The following is an 18,777-nucleotide window of genomic DNA, read 5'->3' as shown; positions in this document are numbered from 1 at the left end:
GATGATTCTTATTATTTCCAACAACAATGAAAGAACCACCATTGTGATCATAAAATGGCTCCTTGCTATGAAAAAGAAATTTATCCGCATCCATGAGGATGAAATTTTTGAAATTAAAACGGAAAATAAAAAGATCTTTTTAGAAAGCAACAGAAGTTCCTTTTTTTTGGATGAGATTACCAGCGTATGGTATAGAAGAGGCCGATTGAATATCAAACGTCTGCGGTATGACAATACCTCTGTGAATGCCCATATGAATGAAGTACAGCATTGGCTTGAAGATTATGTAAGAACAAAACTGGAATCCAGGAAACATATCAGTAAAGAGAGTAACAGTGATATTAATAAGTTATTAGTATTGGAAGAGGCTATAAAAGTAGGATTAGAAGTTCCGAAATATTTTTTGGCCGATAATACAGATCAGGTTTCTTTGAACACAACCATTGTAAAAACGATTGGAGGAAACCCTATATTGGATGATATTGATACGGATTTAAACGGCATTATGTATACTTCAACTGTACATAAGCGGGAAAAAATGAAGTTTTTCACTACATTCTTCCAACATAAAATTGATAAAGAATTTGAAATCAGAACATTTTATCTTAATGGAAAGTGCTACTCAATGGCTATTTTTTCTCAAAATGACGAGCAGACTAAAACAGATTTCAGAAAATATAATTTAGAAAAACCAAACAGAAATATCCCTTACCTACTTAGTGTTGACATTGAGGAAAAAATTCATCTACTGATGCAGACATTAGACCTTAATTGTGGATCATTGGATTTCATCAAAGGAAAAGATGGTAAATTTTATTTTTTAGAAGTCAATACAATTGGGCAGTTTCTGGGATTATCTCATACCTGTAACTATTCGTTGGACAAAGAAATTGCTGATTACCTATGAAAATTAAAGTTAAAGAAAAAAACAAGCTTCCACTTACTTTCAAACATGTTGAATCCTTCAATGATCAGAAGCTTAAAAAACCAAACGATATTATTTATGTTTTAGATTGTGAAAAGTACCAAACCAATTTCTATATCAGAGAAAGACCTATAAAATCACTTGTAAGGCTATTATGAAGCTATTATATTTTTTCTTTATTGTTATGGTATCTGTATTTCTAAAAGCACAAAGTTCAAGCTTCATGTATCAATTAAATTACAGAGCTGATTCAGATATTTTAAAAGTGAAAAAAATATTTTTTACCTAGATATTAAAAATAAAGAATCTTTGTTTCGATCAGATAAATTTCGTGAATCTGATTCATTAAGAGCAAAAAGAGGTTGGGGAAACGGATTTGATATGGAATATAACCACAAACAACTTTATGTTTATAAGAAAAATGGAAATAATGAAATTCTAAAGTATGTATTTGTTCCTTTAATTTATAGCACATATGCTATTCCTATTAATGAAGAATTTCATTGGGAAATTATTGACGAAAAAAAGAAAATTGGGAATTATAATTGTCAAAAAGCAAAAGTAGAATATGGGGGAAGAAACTGGACTCCATGGTTTACAAACGAAATTCCTTTACAGCAAGGTCCATATGTCTTTTATGGTCTTCCAGGATTGATTATAAAAATTTCTGATGAAAAATTGGATTATGATTTTGAGCTCATTCAGATAAGAGACTTCAAATGGAAAGAGCTTTATACAGATAAATTTCAAAAGAAAATTACCTGGGAAGACTTCAAAAAACTTCAAAAAATTTTTTACAATGAGCCGCTATCCATGTTCAATAAATCTGAAATAACATCTTACGACGAAAGTGGAAATAAGATAAGAACCAATTTTAAAGAAATGACAGGAAATATTCAAAAACGAATTTGGGAGAAAAATAATCCTATTGAGATAAATCATAAAGTAGAATATAAATAGGTTTAAATGATACTAATTATCTCAGAGAATTGTGTACAAGTAGTGAAATAGCCATTGTAACAGGAAAAAAACAGATTCAATACATAAAGACTATTTTTTTAAATCAAGGTAATAAAAACAGGTAATTTATTTTATAAAATTTAAGAAATGAAATATTCTAATTTAAAAACACAAAGCCCCAATATTAATTTTAAGCCTACCATTTACCTGATTCTCTGTCTATTTCTTTGTGCCTGCAAAAATCGAAATTATATTTTATATTATAATAAAGTAAACGAAATTGACAGTATATACAGAATGGCTAAACAACCTGAAAAAGCCATAAAAAATTATACAAACCATTATTTAGAAAATACCGCCCTCTCAATCAAGAACGTCATGAAGAATATGAAACTTATATAAGGCTCTCTGATCAGCATCATACAAAATTTGGAGGAAAAAAAAGTCTGTACAAACTTATTCCTTTGATAGCTCCTTATTGGGAGTATAAAAAACAAGATCCAAAATTGATTAAGCTGTATAAAAAATATGGAATAGACAGTTTGGAAATGGAGCTGAAAGTTGCACAGTGGAAAAAAAGACTTAATCAAAAGCTTGTAGACTCTTTTACTGTTGCATCTATGCGTGATCAGAACAGCCGAAGAGATCTAAATTATCAGGAAATTACTAAAAATGATAAAAAGAATGCTGAGCTTCTAAAATGGATGTTTAAAAATTATGGATTTCCAAGTATGCAAAAAATAGGTTTATTAAGTGGTGACTTTTTTATGCCGTCAGGACCTATACTGCTTCATATGGCAGATTATGATGAATACTACCCTTATTTTAAAACTAAAATATTAGAATATGTAAAATCTGGTGAATGCCCACCTCGTGATTATGCTGCGATGATTGACAGAAATAATCTGCATCATAAAGTTCCTTACACTTATGGAGTTTATCAGGGATATGAAAATATAAAAGATTCATCAATAGTAAATGATAACCGAAAAGGCATTGGTCTTCCAAGTTTAACGTACCGAAACAAATTAGCAAAAGATTTAGCCGATAGTTTAAAAACCAAATGATAATGATTTTCTCAAATAATAATGACAGAACAACGATTGAAGTTATGTGTTATCTCACTTCAATGAATAAAGACTTTACTCATATTCATGAAAATGAAGTTTTTGAAATTAAAATAAACTAATTTTTTTCCCATATAATTTATTAATTCATGAACTATTTCAACCTATTCAGCAACATTCTGATCACCAAAGGAGCAACCCGGATACTGATCTCAGATCTACAGAGAAATGTTTCAGAATTGTATCCGTTAGAATTCTATGGAATCATAGAAGAACTTAAAAACCAATCTATTGATGGGATATTGAAAGATTATGAAGAAGATTCCAGAGCAATTGTCCATGAATATATCAATCTCCTGCTGGAAAAAGAATATGGATTTGTTACTGAAAACGATTGGGACAGAAATTTCCCTCCTCTTTCTTATGAATATCATGAACCCAGTGATATAACAAATCTCTTTATTGAAATGGAAGATATTGAGATCGTAAAAAAAATAAAACCTTCTATAGAAAACCTTGGAATTAAACATTTGGTTATTTACAGTTTAAAACCATTAACAATAAATGAATTTATAGAAATTGATGATGTATTTAAAACCTCTGTGCTTTCGGGAATAGAAATATTCTCTCCGTTTCATAAGGAAACCAATCTATCTTTTATACAGGCTCTTCAAAAAAATACAGTCAGAATATATAGTCTCATTTTCTACAATTGTTCGAAACCTCCTTTCAAAGCTAAAGATGAATATAGATTCTCGCTGAATTTCCTGAAAGATGACCTGAAAATATCTGTCTGTGGAAAAGTGGAACTGAAGTATTTCAATACCAACCTTCCAAAAGTACTGGAAGCGATAAACCACAATTCCTGCCTGTATAAAAAGATAGGCATTGACCGAAACGGCACCATTAAAAACTGCCCGCTGATGGTTGAAAGCTTTGGAAACATTCGTAATAACAGTATTGAAGTGGCTATAACCCAGCCCGATTTCAAAAAATACTGGGATCTGACCAAAGACAATATAGAAATCTGTAAGGACTGTGAGTTCCGTTATGTCTGCACAGACTGCAGGGCGTATACCGAAAATGCAGAAAAAAGCAAAGAAGGTCTGAATGTATCAAAACCTTTAAAATGTGGCTATAATCCCTATACGGGAGATTGGGAAGATTGGACAAAAAATCCTTTGAAGCAAAAAATTTTTCATTCGTTAGAACTCAGATAGCATTTCTCATCCCCTTATATTATATATATTCAAAAACGGCTTTTAAATTCCATTTAAAAGCCGTTTGTTATTTTTATTATAAAGTGATTATATTCCTATTTGAAAAACTTCCATTTCGGGATAATGGCAAGCATTCCGAATCCTGTAAACAGAAAAAGGTTGGTAACATCTGTATACAGGAATGTAGACAGGTAATAATTGTGCATAAAGAAGTGCATTACCAGTAAAGCCGGGAACATGAAGATTCCTATTTTTCTGTAGAAGAACATCAGTACCAGCCCAATCATCATCAACACATCAATTGAAAAAATAACATAGAAATACCACCTTGGGATCTCCAGGTATTCATGCTGCAGATATTCATCCACATCTATTCCAAGCCCCATTATGGTAAACAACATTAAGGCTGCAAATGCCAGTACAAATCCCCATCCTTTCTTCGGGTCTTCGTCAAAATAACTGTATTCTTCCATACCTACAAAAATAAAGAACTTATGAGAGATTTCATAAGTTCTTTTATAATTATTCGTTTAAAATTTGACTTATATAGAGATCGCGTTGATCAATCTATTTTTGTCACTTAAGAATTCTTCCATAGAAATCATACTTTCAGTTCTCATTACGTCCTGAATGTCATCTATCTGATAAATAATTCTTTTAGCATCATCTGTATTCTTAGCTCTTACTTTACAGAAAATATTATATTTTCCTGAAATAACGCTAGCTTCAATGACGTTAGGTAAAGTTGACAATTCTTTCAATACTTCCTGAGTACGGTTTGATTTTGTCAAAAGGATCCCTATGAAAGCTGTAAAGTGATAATCCAGCTTACCATAATCGATATTAAGAGATGATCCCAAAATAATACCTGCATCTTCCATCTTTTTCACTCTTACGTGAATTGTTCCAGCAGAAACATCCATCTGCTTTGCAATTTCAGTAAAAGGCATTCTTGTGTTTTCTACTAAGAAATCAAGAATTTTCTTGTCTATTTCGTCCAGTTGATAGTTCATATTAGTTAAATTACAATTTCTTTAAAAAATCTATGTATTTTTTGCAAATTTACGAAAAATAATTTAACTAAAAAATATATATCAAATATTAACAATAATTAACACAGATGATAAAAATCATTAAAATATTCTAATTATTTACCATTTGATTTTATAGAATCTGTTTTTATTTCACCTTTTGCATCTGAAGTTTTTTTGTCTTTTTTCTTCTTTTTAAACAAAGAATTGAAGCTTTTACTCCACACGACCCCTCCTCCATAGGCTTGATTTGCAGAACCGTTTGTACTCACCATTCCGATGTTCGTAGGCTTGGAATAAGCGCGTATAACCAACGTTCCGTCGTTCTTTTTAGATAAATCATACTCTACAGAGCCTTCTGTAGACAAATAGTTATTTTGGGCACCATCTGTTTTCGATAGTGGAATACCCAGACCTGTTTTTATATTCACTCTTGGGGAAAGGGCTACACTCAATCCCGCATTTGCTCTGTCTCCAAAGTTTGAGTTCTGGTCACCTTTTACATAATTAAGGTCAATCTGGAATTCATTACTCATCGTATTAAGTACAGATCCCAATTGTTTCAGAAGCATATTATATCCGGAAGACTCTGCAACATTTCCCACATTCACATCTACCCCGCCAGAGTTTGAAACGTTGAAAGTACTCAACAGCAGGACAGATCCGAACTGAAGAACCTTCTCCCCTTCCTGACTCATTTTAGCAGCCAGCGTTTCCCTCACCTGGCTGGAAACATCCATAGCAGTTACGTTAAGGTCAATATTAGGGTCTACCAACGACTGGGTAATGTGAGCCTGCAGCAAAATACTTATAGGCTGTAGTTTTCCCATACTAAGATACTCCCCGGCATTAGAAACCATTCTTATATAGTTGGCATTAATGTCTAATGCAGGCTTCATGGCATCACCATCCCATCTGATACTACTGTTCCTTTCTATCTGGAAAGTTTTATTAAGAATTGCCTTAGAGACAAATGTTCCGTTATCTACTTTATAAGTACCGCTCATGGCGATATTCCCTTGTCTGTTCATGTGGAACCTCAACGGATCTGCAGAACCTTTTACTGTAATATTTCCTACATCATCTCCTACCAGCACATTTACAGTAGTTCCTTTATCTACGGCCAGATTGAAATCAATATTCATATTGGCTCCTGTTTTTTTCTTTTCTTCCAGTGTAATCAGACCGTCTTTTCCTTCTTTCAGGAATCTCAGCATCTTGAATTCTTCAACATTGGATGTAGAACTGGAATTAAAGGTAAAGGTACTTCCGTTAAGCGCCTTCATATTAGGAGTTGTAATACTTAATCCTGAAACAGGTCCGTCTACATAAAGATCTCCCTGTCCGTAAACTCTTCCCCAGAAAAGGTCAAAATCTTTTTGTGTTGTATTTAGCATGAGAAGGTTATCAGCTCTCATTACGAGAGATACCCCCATTGAAGAAAGGGTCTCAAACTGAATCGCCCCGGAAATATTCCCTTTGGAATTGGTTCTTCCATCGTGTACCTCAATATTGTTGAGAATGGCCAGCCCTTTGGTCAGCTGAATGACAGTATCATCAAATGCATAATCTACCCCGGTAAACAAAAGCTTTAGTCCAAAATCTTTTAAAGCAATATCACCGTTATAATCCAGATTATTAAGCTTTCCGTTAATTTTAAGATCCCCGGTAGCTTTACCACGAAGGTTTCCAAAAACAGTCTGCACAAACTGTTGTGTAAATGACAGGTCAAAATCACGCATTTCAGCCGTAAGGTCAATAATCGGAGAAGAGGTGTTATTATTAACAGTTCCTGTAAGATTAAGGCTGTTATTTCCAAGGACTCCTGCAGAATGAACTTTCACATCAATATCATAAACATTCAGTGAGAAACCATTGGTAGCAGAAATAGAGATATCTCCCATATCGTTGCCATTCATCTTAATATTATCAATGTTAAGATCTACCAGTGGCTGCAGGGTACTTTTATCCATTTTGATCTTGACACTTCCGTTGGCAAGACCTTTTATATCCATGGTATTTCCTCCGGACTGCATTTCCAGAAGCTTTTCTACAGCAAATTCATTGATATCGGCATCTACATAAAAATCTTTTGCTGATTTAAATTGCGCTTCTTTAATAAACAAAGCACTTTTATCGGAATACACCCTTAGGTTCCTGATATCAAAATCTCCGGTATTCCTTCTATAGGTAATGGAGTGATTCAGTTCCGGACTTGTATCTATAGCCCAGGTCACTTCATTGAATTTCACTTCGGTAGGCTCAAATCTGAATACATAATCTCCCGCCGCATCCGTAGACTGATCTACATTAATAGCATATTCTTTAAGCTTTTCATTAATTTCATCATCAGGACTTCCATGCTTAAATACGGTAGCTAAATGAAGGGTATTTCCATTCTCATTATTCCCTTTAAGCTCAAAATCTTTGATTACATTTTTATTATAAACTACTCTATTGATCTTTGCATACAATTGCTGGTTAAGGTCGGCTGTATTAATTCTGACTTTAACACTGTCTACCATTGCACTGTCTCTGTTGAGATTCTTTCTGTCGTGAACCTTATAATCAGGGCTGGAAGATGCCAGTGCCTTATCAGCATCGGTAATTTCTTCCTCTTTTGTCATAACATATTTCAAAGAAGCGGCATCCAGATTCAGAATCAGGTTGTTTGAATTTCCATCATATTCTCCTTCCACTATAGCTCCCTGCGGTAGTTTAAGTTCCGGTAAAAAATAATTGACCAATCCTTGCTGAACATCAAATTTCAGTGCAAAATTCTGCCCACGGTATAATTTTCTCGGTGGTGGCCCTACCAATATCTTTCCAACTCCGTTTTCTACCATTCCTGCAAGATCAGCCAGGCTGTATCTTCCCGATATCTTCCCTGTAGCAGCTCCCGGAGCATCTACATCAATCACACGGCCTCCTGCTTCTACAAAAGTTTTTAATTTAGCATTCGGAATATTATATTTTTGAGTTGCCGTAGCAAAGTTCAGATTATTGGCATTAACATCCAGCGTAAGATCATTAATGGAAGACATTGCCATCTTTCCTTCAACCTGACCGCTTACCACCTGGCTGCCAGGCTTATTGGTAAAATAGTTCATATTCAGGTAAGTGACATCCGCGTTGACATCCATAGCCACTCTTGAAGTACTGAAATCTATTAATCCTTTGATCGTAGCTTTTGCCTGTTCATCATTAACGGTAATAAGTCCGTTGTATTTTTTATGATCCAATAATCCATCCAGATACAGATTATTGATCGTTTTATCCATAATTTCAACGCTTGCAATCTGAGATTTAGTCGTCAGACGCATGGTATTGACATCAAAGCTTTGTCCGTTAAGATCGAATTTACCGGAGATTAAACCTACCGTTTTATTCTTTGTAATGACAGAAGTATTAAGGTCTTTCACATCAAGATAACCGGAATATTTAGGCATTGCAGTACTGTAACCGGATAAGGTAAGTTTGGAAATTTTAGCCTGCCCTATTCCTGTCATTAAATTCCCGCTATCCACATAGATCTGATCCGGATTTACTCTTGCTGTCCCGTTGTATTTCAATTTTCCAAAATCATCAGCAAAATTCTTCATCTTTTTGGAGATAAAAGAAGGCATCATTGCTTTTAGATCCTTGTAAGTAAAATCTGCAGAAAGATCTTTTGTTTCAATGGCAAAATGTCCTTTCAGCAGGTTATCAACCTTCATTGTTTTGGTTGCAATGTTGACATCAGGATTTCTGATCAGGAAATTCTCCAGATGAAATTTATTTAAGGGTCCCGTCATTGTCCCTGAAAGGTTGAACGGTTTGATATTATCCCAGTTCGTCACAAAATAGCTGATATCATAACCACTGATCTGACTTCCCTGTTGAATGTTCATATCCCATCGTACCCTGTCAGCAAAATCTGACCACGATCCATCATGAAGATTAAATTTAATATCTCCCTGAAGTAATGTATGGTCGGTATTCAGCGTAAGATCTTTTAATGACAAAAATTGTTTCGTTAAAGACAGTTCTGTTGAAAAAGTATCCACAATATGAGATTTCCCCCATCTTGAGGTCACAAAGGACATATTATTGATCAATGCCGAAACATTTGGTCCGTTCACTTTTACGTTCGGTGCTTTTAAGTTGAATTTTTTTGCTGTTAGCCATTTCCCCTGTTCTCCGGGAGAGTTTTCATTGATGATGGAAACTTCAGAATCAATAATCTGTACTCTGGAATTCAGCTGAAAAGGGGGTTTGTTCGGATTTCTTTTCTTACCATCATCAAAGAGTTCTGTAAATCTGACAAAATTGGATATACTATCTCCTTTATAGGTAATTACTCTTACTTCGGCATTAACGAGAGTCAGAGAATTGAAGCTTAAAGAATTGCTTTTTCCTGAAATAGCATTCACAGCCAAAGATATCCAGTCCGAATCTGCACGGAATTCACGGGCTTTAATAAAATCAAACCCTTTATAGTCTTTTACTTTTAAACCTTTGATTGTTACATCTCCAAAGTAGTTAACATCCACACTTTCTGTAGAAAACCCTGATTTGAAATCTTTATTTACGATTTGAAGAGCCTGATCTGCCGCCCATTGCTTCGTTACCGGAAGGTTGATGATAACCAATATACCTCCTATTACAAATAAGCCAAGCCAAAAGAGAATCAAGAGAAGCTTTCCCCACCAGGTATAGCTGGTAACATCTTTCATGGCCTGTTTCCCAAACTCTTCAGCCGTTTCCACAGGATGATGTATGGCATCTGAAGCCAGCTCAGATGCTTCTTTTACTGTCTCCCGAACTTTTTCTTCTACATTTTCGACAGTTTTCTGTACCTGATCCCCTAGGTTTTCAGCTACCGATTTTTTATTCTCATTCTCGTTATTATTCTCTAACTTTGCCATTATTATGAGCGACTCTATAATTTTAGGTATTGAATCGTCCTGCGACGACACCTCAGCAGCTATCATCAAGGGAAATTCTATTCTTTCAAACATTGCCGCAAACCAGGCCATCCATAAAGAATATGGTGGTGTTGTCCCTGAACTGGCTTCACGGGCCCATCAGCAAAATATTATCCCCGTTGTTGAAAAATCTTTTTCTAAAGCAAATATACAACAAAATGCTATCTCTGCTATAGGATTTACTCGCGGACCGGGACTTTTAGGATCTCTTCTTGTAGGAACATCATTTGCTAAGTCTTTGGCTATGAGCCTGAATGTACCTTTAATTGAAGTAAATCATCTTCAAGCCCACATTCTGGCCCATTTCATCGAAGATGCAAATCCTGTGCCGCCTACTTTTCCATTCTTATGTCTTACGGTAAGTGGCGGACACACCATGATTGTACTGGTAAAAGACTATTTCGATATGGAAATTATCGGAAAAACCATTGATGATGCCGCAGGAGAAGCTTTTGATAAAATCGGAAAGATTTTTGATCTTGACTACCCTGCCGGACCTATCATTGACAGACTTGCCAAAGAAGGGAATCCTGATGCGTTTAAATTCAACAAACCGAAGCTGGAAAACTACGATTATTCTTTCAGCGGTATTAAAACTTCGGTACTGTATTTTATTCAGAAAGAAGTCAGAAAAAATCCGGATTTCATTAAGGAAAACCTAAATGATCTGTGTGCATCTGTACAGAAATCTATCATTGAGATTCTGATGAATAAACTTGAAAAAGCAGCCCAGGATCTCAACGTCAATAAAGTTGCTATTGCAGGTGGTGTATCTGCCAACTCTGCGCTGAGAAAAGCAATGGAAGACAACAAAGAAAAACTGGACTGGAGTATCTACATCCCCAAGTTTGAATATACCACAGATAATGCTGCGATGATTGCCATGGTAGCGAAACTGAAGTTTGAGAGAGGTGAATTTACAGATTTGAGAACTTCGGCAACAGCAAAATACGATTTATGAAAATACTCTTAGAAGAAAAAATACTGGGAACGCATTCTAAAAAGAATTCAAAATATTATTGGGTATTAGAAACAGTTACAGGAAAAAATGAAGATGCAGAACATGCCTTAGATTACTTTCCATCAAGTTCTGAGACAGGATATATTCAGGATATAAAAGAGGAAATTATAAAAAAAATAAACTCTGAGCATCTTTTCAGTTTTCCTTATACTCCAAAAGAAGGAGATTATTTATCAATCAAAAATAATTTAAGAAAACAGGAATATTTAAATCTGATTTTTATTAACAATATCTGGATTGAAGAAATATACATGTGTTCTTACCGTGAATGTGATACAGATATCTACACAACTATAAAAACAGGAGTTGCCTTCTTAACTCAGGATATATGAAACTATTTTACGGTGAAATAACGGATCACGGGGTCATCATCAATGATGAAGAACAGCAGCATATTGTGAAAGTACTTCGTATGAGAGATGGTGAAGACATTCATGTGACGGATGGAAAAGGAAAGCTGGCTTCAGGAAAACTGGTTATAGAAGGTAAAAAAGCAGGTATTGAGGTATCTGAAATCAAAGAAAGCCTGCCGGAATTCACTCCTAAACTTCATATTGCTATTGCTCCTACCAAGAATATCGACAGAATTGAATTCTTTGTGGAAAAGGCTGTAGAAATGGGTATTTCTGAGATCAGTATTATTGTAACGGAGAAAACCGAACGTAAAAATATTAATATTGATAAAATCAGAAAACAGGCTGTTGCTGCATCAAAACAGAGTCTGAGATTTCATTTTCCGGTCATCAATGACACTGTAAAACTGACGGACTTCTTGAAAAATACTGATCCTGACCATACGTTTGTAGCACACTGTCATGAAAATTTAGAAAGAATTGATCTTAAAAATATTCCTCAACTGAAACAGCTTACATTTTTAATAGGTCCTGAAGGTGATTTTTCTGAAAAGGAAATTGCATTTCTGGCAGACAATAAAGTAAAAGCTGTATCACTCGGAAATCAAAGGCTTAGAACAGAAACAGCAGGTGTTTTTGTCGCCGCATGGAATTATTATAATATGATATAGATAACAAAAAGAGAAGGTTCATGAGCCTTCTCTTTTTTATTTTTGAATGACTTATTTCCAGTCAATATTATTTTCTCTCAGATATTTTTCAAAGATCTGTTGTCCGCTTCTTATTGAATTTACTGTCCAAAGGATTTTCATCCTTAAAAGTTTTTCTTCGTTTAATTTATAATCAATATCAGATTTGATCAGCTTCTGTTTCAATTCATACATACAGATTGAAGCTGCTACGGAAACATTGAAGCTCCTTGTAAAACCATACATCGGGATAGCCAGCGTTTCATCCGCAAAGTCTAAAATCTCCTGGGAAACTCCTTCCATTTCAGTTCCGAAAACTAAAGCAATCGGTTCTGTAATTTCATATTCAGGCAGCATTTTAGCATTATTTTCTAATGAAACCACCACAATTTTATATCCTCTGTCTTTAATACTCTGAAAAGATTCCATATTTCGGGGAAGCTTTTCTACCTCAACCCAGGTATCTGCGCCCTTTGTGACCCGAAGATTGGGTTCAAAACTATACTCTTCCTGTAAAGCGACTACCTTATGAAAGCCGCAAGCCTCCACAGAACGTACAATTGCAGCTGCATTTCTAAACTGATAGACATCTTCTACAACCGGAAGCACAAAGTCTGAACTTTCCTGCGAAAAATGTTCAATTTTTGCCAGTCTTTCTTCGGTTAAAAACTGTTTTAAATATTCATAAGTCTGCGATAAATCACTCATCTGCATTTAGTTATTTTTTCCAATAGCCCAATGTAACGCCTACGATTGCCATCTTATTTTTATAAAATTTTGATATAAGCGTTTCATTCATTTTCAAATCTTTGCAAATTAACGTAATTTTGACCTATGAACCCTAATCGGGCTCCAATTCTTAATTAAAAATAGTACATGAAGCGAAAAGTCCTGCTTATCTATACCGGTGGAACCATCGGAATGGAAAAAGATTATGAAACCGGAAGTCTCCGTGCCTTTGATTTTGGTAATATATTTGAAAAGATGCCCGAAATGAGGCTCATGGAATGCGAAGTCTTCGTTCATCCTTTCGCCAAACCACTGGACTCATCGGATATGGGACCCGAAGAATGGAGAGTGATTGCTAATTATATTCACAAAAATTATAACGACTACGATGGTTTCCTCATTCTTCATGGAACAGATACTATGTCTTATACAGCATCTGCATTAAGTTTCATGCTAAAAGGGTTAAGAAAACCTGTAATCATGACCGGTTCACAGCTTCCTATTGGTGATCTGAGGACAGATGCCAAGGAAAATCTTCTGACCAGTCTTTATTATGCCAGTCTTTACGAGAACGATGAAGCGGTTATTCAGGAGGTTGCCATTTATTTTGAGTACAAATTATTAAGAGGAAACAGAACGTTGAAATATTCTGCTGAATATTTTGATGCCTATGCAAGTCCGAATTACCCTATTCTGGGACAATCCGGAGTTCACCTGAATATTATTAAAGATAATTTATTCCGTTGTGACCCGAAAGTAGAATTTCATGTGGATGAACATATTTCCGAAGATATTTTATTCTGGAGAATTTTTCCGGGAATGCACCTGAGTCATTTCAGAGAAATCCCTAAAATGAAGGTTCTTATTCTTCAGGTTTTCGGTTCAGGAACCATTTTCAGCAGTGCAAAAACTCAGGAAACGCTTCAGGAAATCAGAAATAACGGAACGGAAATCGTAGTGGTAAGCCAGTGTATTTCAGGAGGTATCTCATTCGGAAAGTATGAGAACAGCAATATTTTCTCCAGAATCGGAGCAATCAGCGGCAGGGATATGACTGCAGAAACGGCCATTACCAAAGCAATGCACCTTATTGATAACCCAAGCTACTCCGGAAGCTTTGCTGATAATTTCACCAGAAGCCTTTGTGGAGAAATTACGGATTAATTGCAGGAATAATTTGGATATTAAAGAAATTACACTATTTTTGCAATCTCAAAAAGAGAGGTGTCCGAGTGGTTGAAGGAGCTACCCTGGAAAGGTAGTATACGGGTAACTGTATCGAGGGTTCGAATCCCTTCCTCTCTGCAAGAAAATTAAAGCCTGTGCTAATGAAGCACAGGCTTATTTTTTGGTCAGAATTCTTGGTTCATATTCAATTCTCTACTTCATAAGTATTTATACTCAAGTTCATAATTAGTTATTTATACTATACAATATCATTTCTGTTCTTCATTACTTTGAGGTACAATCTAATCAACTAAAAACCAAATCAATATGACATCAACAAGTGTAAATGCAAATTCTTCCGGCCAGGTAGTACTTGGAAACGGAGCACAGTTTTGGGTATATCTTTCACCTCAAAATGACACTGCCAGAATGATATCCACATGGCGGGTAACATTTTCACAGGGAAATTGGAGCGATACCATTTCCAGTGAAAATCCGACCAAGCAAATTCAGACTCCTAATCTTTCAGGGATCTTTGAGATTAAGGTAGAATTACTAAGCGGATCTACCGGCACATGGCGTCAGATTCCGCCTCAGAATGGAAGCCACAATGAGATAGGCTGTAATTCTAACTGTGCATCCATGGTAGGTATTGTAGCTGACAGCACCAATCCTCCTACCGGATCGATCAATGCTCATTTCTGGACAACCTGGGATGCAATGTGTAAAGCAGGATAGGATCATAAAAATAAGTTCCATAATTTTTAAATCGCCGCAATATTGAATGTTGCGGCGATTTTGATATTGCGCGCACATATAGCTTTTCCACAAGTTATCAACATTTTATCCACAATTGATCTTGTATAAAAAAGCATTGAATGTTTTATTCCCAATTCTATCCTAAATCAGGTGTTTATTTTGTCATGTTTTTAAACAGTATTAAAAGATTTTGAATAAACATTCTATGAACAAAGCTTATAATTTTGCGATCACGAAGTATTTTCTCTGCGTTTCAACGGTATTTTTTTTCATCTTATGGTTTCGCAGTCATCTAAAATTAACAGTAAAACAGCTATCCATCATGTTGAACACAAAGAAAATTTTTGCAGGATTATTTTTATTAGGATGTATAGGAACACCTATAAAAGCACAGATCAGCCCACCGGGATTAGGTGATGCCAATAATGCATTCTGGGGCGCCTTTGGAGTGAAACGACAGCTGGATTCTCTGGGAAAGAAACAGGCGTTGAGTTATATTGCCATCGGAAGAAAAAGCAGTCCAGATAATCATAATTTATTTTCAAAACAGGCTATTATTGTCTTAAATCACGAAGTGTATCATTCTTTTGCACCTCATCAGCAGTACAGCTATGCAATCAGCTACCGCCGACAGCCTCAATATGAAAGCACAGCTCCTTATGATAAAGAAAATACGGAACAGGAATTCAGAATTTACGGAAGATATGCATACACTTTTGACCTTGGAAAGAAATGGAAACTAAAAAATACAGTGCGGCAGGAATTCAGGAAATTTTTTGATGCAGGTTTTCATAAAGTAGAGGAAGACTTTCAGTTCAGAACCCGTATCAAGAGTCAATTAACCTATAATTTATCTCCTAAAAACAATCAAAAGCTGGCATTGAGTGCAGAAGCCTTATTTTCAATCAGCCATCTCAATGAACCTGATTCTCAATGGGGTTCTTTCGGGTATCGTGAAATGCGTATTGCAGCTTACTATATGTTCACAATCCCTAATTCGCCTTTTACCGTAGATATAGGATATATGGATGACCTGATCAGAGACAGCAGAAGCATTCATCATGGAGGGGTTCATTATCTGGCTGCAGACCTGATCTGGAATATTCCTTACAGAAAGAGATAGCAAAAAATAATTTTACACATTATATACAACAAAATCCCAGTCATCACTGACCGGGATTTTTGTTTGAAACATAAGTTTCCCTGCAATATAATTAAGTATGAATGTTTGGTGTAAAATCTTAGTTGCACAAAGTCAGGAATTGGCGGCTCAATTGTACATTGAATTTGGCTTCAGCTCTTGACCGGGCATAAATAGTTTGTTTAAAAGCATGTACTGTCTTCAGTTTCTGATCTATGAATTCTGCAATCTGCACAACAGAAAAAAGGAAGTCTCTGTATACCGCCATATTAACCGTCTGGCCATAATACGGAAGATAAGCTTTTAAAAAAGGAATTGCTTTCTGATGACGGTTGTAGCTGATACAATACCCTACTCCTTCCATGGATGTAATAATAGCGTAGTTATTGATATAATCCTGAATATTTTTGGTACCGTCCAGAGTTTGGGCATTTTTTGAACAAAACTTATTGATCTTATCCAGAATATGCTGAGCATATTCCATCATGGAAATATTTTTAAATTCAAAAACCTGATTCATCCCATTGGCTGGTAAAGCTCCGTTTTCACAATCAGTGCAGAAAGAAATCCCGATTTTTTCATGATAAGGAAAAAAGCAGTCTTTGACTTCAATGGAAGCATCCGGCTTTAACATGTCATCTCCAAAATTGTAATAGACATACGGACTATAAAGTTCCGCAAGAGCGTTCAGATAATCTGTTTCGCTGGTATTATGATATTCTTCAAACCATTTTTCAAGGTTATCATAATAATTATGTTCAAAGTCGTTAAAGTTTAAGTAAAATGGCAATTCCATAGCTCTGTAATTTTGATATGACAAAGCTATATCCGTAATGCGACAAAACTTGACGCAATATATTTTTTGTAAAAAAGATTTGAAAGATTATTAAGTCTATAGTCAATTTTTGCTTCGCAAAGTCAATGGTGAATCATTATTAACACTAAGGTTCGCAAGGTTTGTTGAGTAACGTTTTATATTTTGTTAGCAAAGACACTTCGTTCAGCTAGGATAGCTGCTTTATCATTGCTGAGTGAAGCGCCTTTGCGATCGTTTTTAAACATTAAAATATCTTAGCGAACTTTGTGTTAAAATTGATTTACACGAATTAAAATTCACAAGCGCAGAGAATTGACCATTCACCATTCATCATTGATATCTACTTATCATAATTCTTCATCACATACTCAAAGTAATGAATCATTTTCAGGTAGTTTTCGATACTGAGGTATTCATTGGTGCTATGGATACTCTGCTGTTCCGCACTGTTGATCTTGATCGGCATGAATCTGTATACATTTTTGCTCACAATCTCATATTTTCCGGCATCTGTTCCTGCCATGGTAAGATATGGAGTGACAATCGCTCCGGGATGAATTTCCTTGACTCCGGCTTCTATCATTTTAAAAGCTTTCGTATTGGTTGGAGAAATCGCGGAAGCTTCTCTTGTATTGTCAATTTCTTCTACCTCAACATCGAAACCTTCGGTTGCTTTAGCAATATGATCCCTTACATCCTTCACTGAATTTCCGGGAAGTAATCTGAAATTCACCACAAATTCCACTTCAGGAGAAAGTACGTTGGTACCGTCACTACCTTTCATCATTGTCAGGGCTGTGGTTGTTCTTACCAATGCGTTGGTTGTATTATTTTTGGTGAGCTGTGAAATCAAAACAGGTTTTAAAAGCCATTGATTGGCCAGTGCCATTCTTGTTGTAAAAGGCATTTCACCTCCTATATTATTAAAAAACTCTTTGATTAATGGTGTGATAACAGGCTTCATCTGATCATCTTCCAAACGCTGCATAATAACAGCTGCTTTCCCGATAGCACTTTCCATTGGAGGCATAGAAGAATGTCCGCCCAATCCTTTTACTTTGATTTTTGCAGAAAGAAAGCCTTTTTCCGCACATCCCACGACAGCAACATCAGTATCAATTCCTGCAACATTTCCTTTTCTCATGATCAATCCGCCCTCGTCGTAAACAGCATCGAACTTCAATCCTTTTTTCTTAAAATAATCAGCAATCTGAATCGCTCCTTTTTGTCCGCCTACTTCTTCATCAAAACCAAAAGCAAGATAAATATCGCGTTGTGGAATCTGTTTATTTTTAATCATAGAATTCATAGATTCCATTAAAGAAAACAACATTCCTTTCATATCTATTGCACCTCTTCCATAGATCCTTCCGTTGGCTACAGCTCCAGAAAAAGGGGCAAAATCCCAGTCTTCCGCTACTTTTGCAACAGGTTCTGCCGGTTTATCATCCGGACGGAATATATTTTCTTCATTATTCTTTATATTGGCATCTCCCGGCGGAACAACATCCATGTGGGAAAGAAATAAAATGGGTTCCAAGGCAGGATTGCTTCCTTTAAGTCTGAACACCAACCCATATTGGTTTACTTCAACATTTTCTGTGTTCTGATAGACTAATGGATAGGATATTTTTAAATAGGTTTTGAACTGATCAAACGGGGCATAATTGAATTCACCTAAACTTCCTGTAGAAACGGTTGGAACCTTTATTCCTCCTGAAAGTCTCATCACTGCAGAGTCATTTTTTACAGGCTTCCATCCCTCACCTGCTCCGATATCATTTTTCTTAAACGGATAGGTATAAGTTTTAATCAATACTACAGCGGCCAGAATGACAACGATTCCCAGAAGGATTAAAAGAACTTTTTTCATAGCAGATCAGTTTTGTGGTGTGGTTTGATCCCATAAATATAGCAAAGTATTTATTGTT

16 protein-coding genes and 1 tRNA gene are annotated in these 18,777 nt (G+C 35.5%); 11 read left to right on the top strand and 6 right to left on the bottom strand.

All coding sequences use genetic code 11. The features are described from left to right. Position 1: 1 nt before the first annotated feature. The 4 genes from gwsG to gwsS all read left to right on the top strand — a co-directional run bounded on the left by gwsG (position 2) and on the right by gwsS (position 4,172). Entirely contained in the window at positions 2 to 907 is a 906-nt protein-coding gene (gwsG, locus tag CHRYMOREF3P_RS18585; RefSeq protein ID WP_180565233.1) for a grasp-with-spasm system ATP-grasp peptide maturase, read from the top strand. Between the two features lie 294 nt (positions 908 to 1,201). After that, positions 1,202 to 1,885 carry a GLPGLI family protein gene (locus tag CHRYMOREF3P_RS18580; protein WP_180565800.1) on the top strand — a complete coding sequence of 228 codons (684 nt, stop codon included), beginning with the start codon at positions 1,202 to 1,204 and terminating at the stop codon, positions 1,883 to 1,885. A gap of 464 nt (positions 1,886 to 2,349) precedes the next feature. Next, complete coding sequence (locus CHRYMOREF3P_RS18575; protein WP_180565232.1) at positions 2,350 to 2,952, top strand: hypothetical protein; 603 nt, start codon at positions 2,350 to 2,352, stop codon at positions 2,950 to 2,952. A 149-nt stretch (positions 2,953 to 3,101) separates the two neighbouring features. After that, on the top strand, positions 3,102 to 4,172 hold the full coding sequence (gene gwsS / locus CHRYMOREF3P_RS18570) for a grasp-with-spasm system SPASM domain peptide maturase (RefSeq protein ID WP_180565231.1): 1,071 nt from the start codon (positions 3,102 to 3,104) through the stop codon (positions 4,170 to 4,172). Positions 4,173 to 4,267: 95 nt separating this feature from the next. On the opposite strand, the gene CHRYMOREF3P_RS18565 is transcribed toward gwsS, so the two are convergent. The 3 genes from CHRYMOREF3P_RS18565 to CHRYMOREF3P_RS18555 all read right to left on the bottom strand — a co-directional run bounded on the left by CHRYMOREF3P_RS18565 (position 4,268) and on the right by CHRYMOREF3P_RS18555 (position 10,110). Beyond that, positions 4,268 to 4,645: a hypothetical protein gene (locus CHRYMOREF3P_RS18565; RefSeq protein ID WP_047373649.1), complete on the bottom strand. Its 378-nt coding sequence runs from the start codon at positions 4,643 to 4,645 to the stop codon at positions 4,268 to 4,270. Positions 4,646 to 4,714: 69 nt separating this feature from the next. Continuing rightward, on the bottom strand, positions 4,715 to 5,185 hold the full coding sequence (locus tag CHRYMOREF3P_RS18560; RefSeq protein WP_039371059.1) for an Lrp/AsnC family transcriptional regulator: 471 nt from the start codon (positions 5,183 to 5,185) through the stop codon (positions 4,715 to 4,717). Between the two features lie 134 nt (positions 5,186 to 5,319). After that, positions 5,320 to 10,110 carry a translocation/assembly module TamB gene (locus tag CHRYMOREF3P_RS18555; protein ID WP_180565230.1) on the bottom strand — a complete coding sequence of 1,597 codons (4,791 nt, stop codon included), beginning with the start codon at positions 10,108 to 10,110 and terminating at the stop codon, positions 5,320 to 5,322. Positions 10,111 to 10,114: 4 nt separating this feature from the next. On the opposite strand from CHRYMOREF3P_RS18555, the gene tsaD reads away from it, so the two are divergent. The 3 genes from tsaD to CHRYMOREF3P_RS18540 are packed head-to-tail and all read left to right on the top strand — an operon-like array spanning position 10,115 to position 12,215. After that, on the top strand, positions 10,115 to 11,131 hold the full coding sequence (gene tsaD, locus CHRYMOREF3P_RS18550; protein ID WP_077414013.1) for a tRNA (adenosine(37)-N6)-threonylcarbamoyltransferase complex transferase subunit TsaD: 1,017 nt from the start codon (positions 10,115 to 10,117) through the stop codon (positions 11,129 to 11,131). Further along, positions 11,128 to 11,523, top strand: a complete 396-nt coding sequence (locus tag CHRYMOREF3P_RS18545; protein WP_180565229.1) for a hypothetical protein — start codon at positions 11,128 to 11,130, stop codon at positions 11,521 to 11,523. Before tsaD ends, CHRYMOREF3P_RS18545 begins: the two co-directional genes overlap by 4 nt. Further along, the gene (locus CHRYMOREF3P_RS18540; protein WP_077414011.1) at positions 11,520 to 12,215 is read left to right on the top strand and encodes an RsmE family RNA methyltransferase; all 696 of its coding nucleotides are present in this window, start codon (positions 11,520 to 11,522) and stop codon (positions 12,213 to 12,215) included. Before CHRYMOREF3P_RS18545 ends, CHRYMOREF3P_RS18540 begins: the two co-directional genes overlap by 4 nt. 51 nt (positions 12,216 to 12,266) lie before the next feature. Here CHRYMOREF3P_RS18540 and CHRYMOREF3P_RS18535 read toward each other — a convergent pair whose 3' ends face one another. Further along, the gene (locus CHRYMOREF3P_RS18535; RefSeq protein ID WP_180565228.1) at positions 12,267 to 12,947 is read right to left on the bottom strand and encodes a TrmH family RNA methyltransferase; all 681 of its coding nucleotides are present in this window, start codon (positions 12,945 to 12,947) and stop codon (positions 12,267 to 12,269) included. A gap of 162 nt (positions 12,948 to 13,109) precedes the next feature. Between CHRYMOREF3P_RS18535 and CHRYMOREF3P_RS18530 the strand changes: the two genes are divergently transcribed. From CHRYMOREF3P_RS18530 to CHRYMOREF3P_RS18515, 4 genes are all read left to right on the top strand, one after another. Further along, positions 13,110 to 14,126: an asparaginase gene (locus CHRYMOREF3P_RS18530; protein WP_180565227.1), complete on the top strand. Its 1,017-nt coding sequence runs from the start codon at positions 13,110 to 13,112 to the stop codon at positions 14,124 to 14,126. Between the two features lie 54 nt (positions 14,127 to 14,180). Continuing rightward, positions 14,181 to 14,267, top strand: a tRNA-Ser gene (locus CHRYMOREF3P_RS18525). Between the two features lie 189 nt (positions 14,268 to 14,456). Continuing rightward, entirely contained in the window at positions 14,457 to 14,867 is a 411-nt protein-coding gene (locus tag CHRYMOREF3P_RS18520; RefSeq protein ID WP_180565226.1) for a hypothetical protein, read from the top strand. A gap of 343 nt (positions 14,868 to 15,210) precedes the next feature. Then, a complete protein-coding gene (locus tag CHRYMOREF3P_RS18515) occupies positions 15,211 to 16,011 on the top strand; it encodes a DUF2490 domain-containing protein (RefSeq protein ID WP_180565225.1) in 801 nt (266 codons plus the stop codon). Between the two features lie 118 nt (positions 16,012 to 16,129). Here the strand turns inward: CHRYMOREF3P_RS18515 and CHRYMOREF3P_RS18510 are convergent, their stop codons facing one another. Both CHRYMOREF3P_RS18510 and CHRYMOREF3P_RS18505 read right to left on the bottom strand, forming a co-directional pair. Then, positions 16,130 to 16,825: a hypothetical protein gene (locus CHRYMOREF3P_RS18510; RefSeq protein ID WP_180565224.1), complete on the bottom strand. Its 696-nt coding sequence runs from the start codon at positions 16,823 to 16,825 to the stop codon at positions 16,130 to 16,132. Between the two features lie 361 nt (positions 16,826 to 17,186). After that, complete coding sequence (locus tag CHRYMOREF3P_RS18505) at positions 17,187 to 18,719, bottom strand: M20/M25/M40 family metallo-hydrolase (RefSeq protein ID WP_180565223.1); 1,533 nt, start codon at positions 18,717 to 18,719, stop codon at positions 17,187 to 17,189. Positions 18,720 to 18,777: the final 58 nt, after the last annotated feature.

The organism is Chryseobacterium sp. JV274 (assembly GCF_903969135.1).
Taxonomy (GTDB): Bacteria; Bacteroidota; Bacteroidia; order Flavobacteriales; family Weeksellaceae; genus Chryseobacterium.
This window is presented reverse-complemented; position numbering and strand designations above follow the sequence as displayed.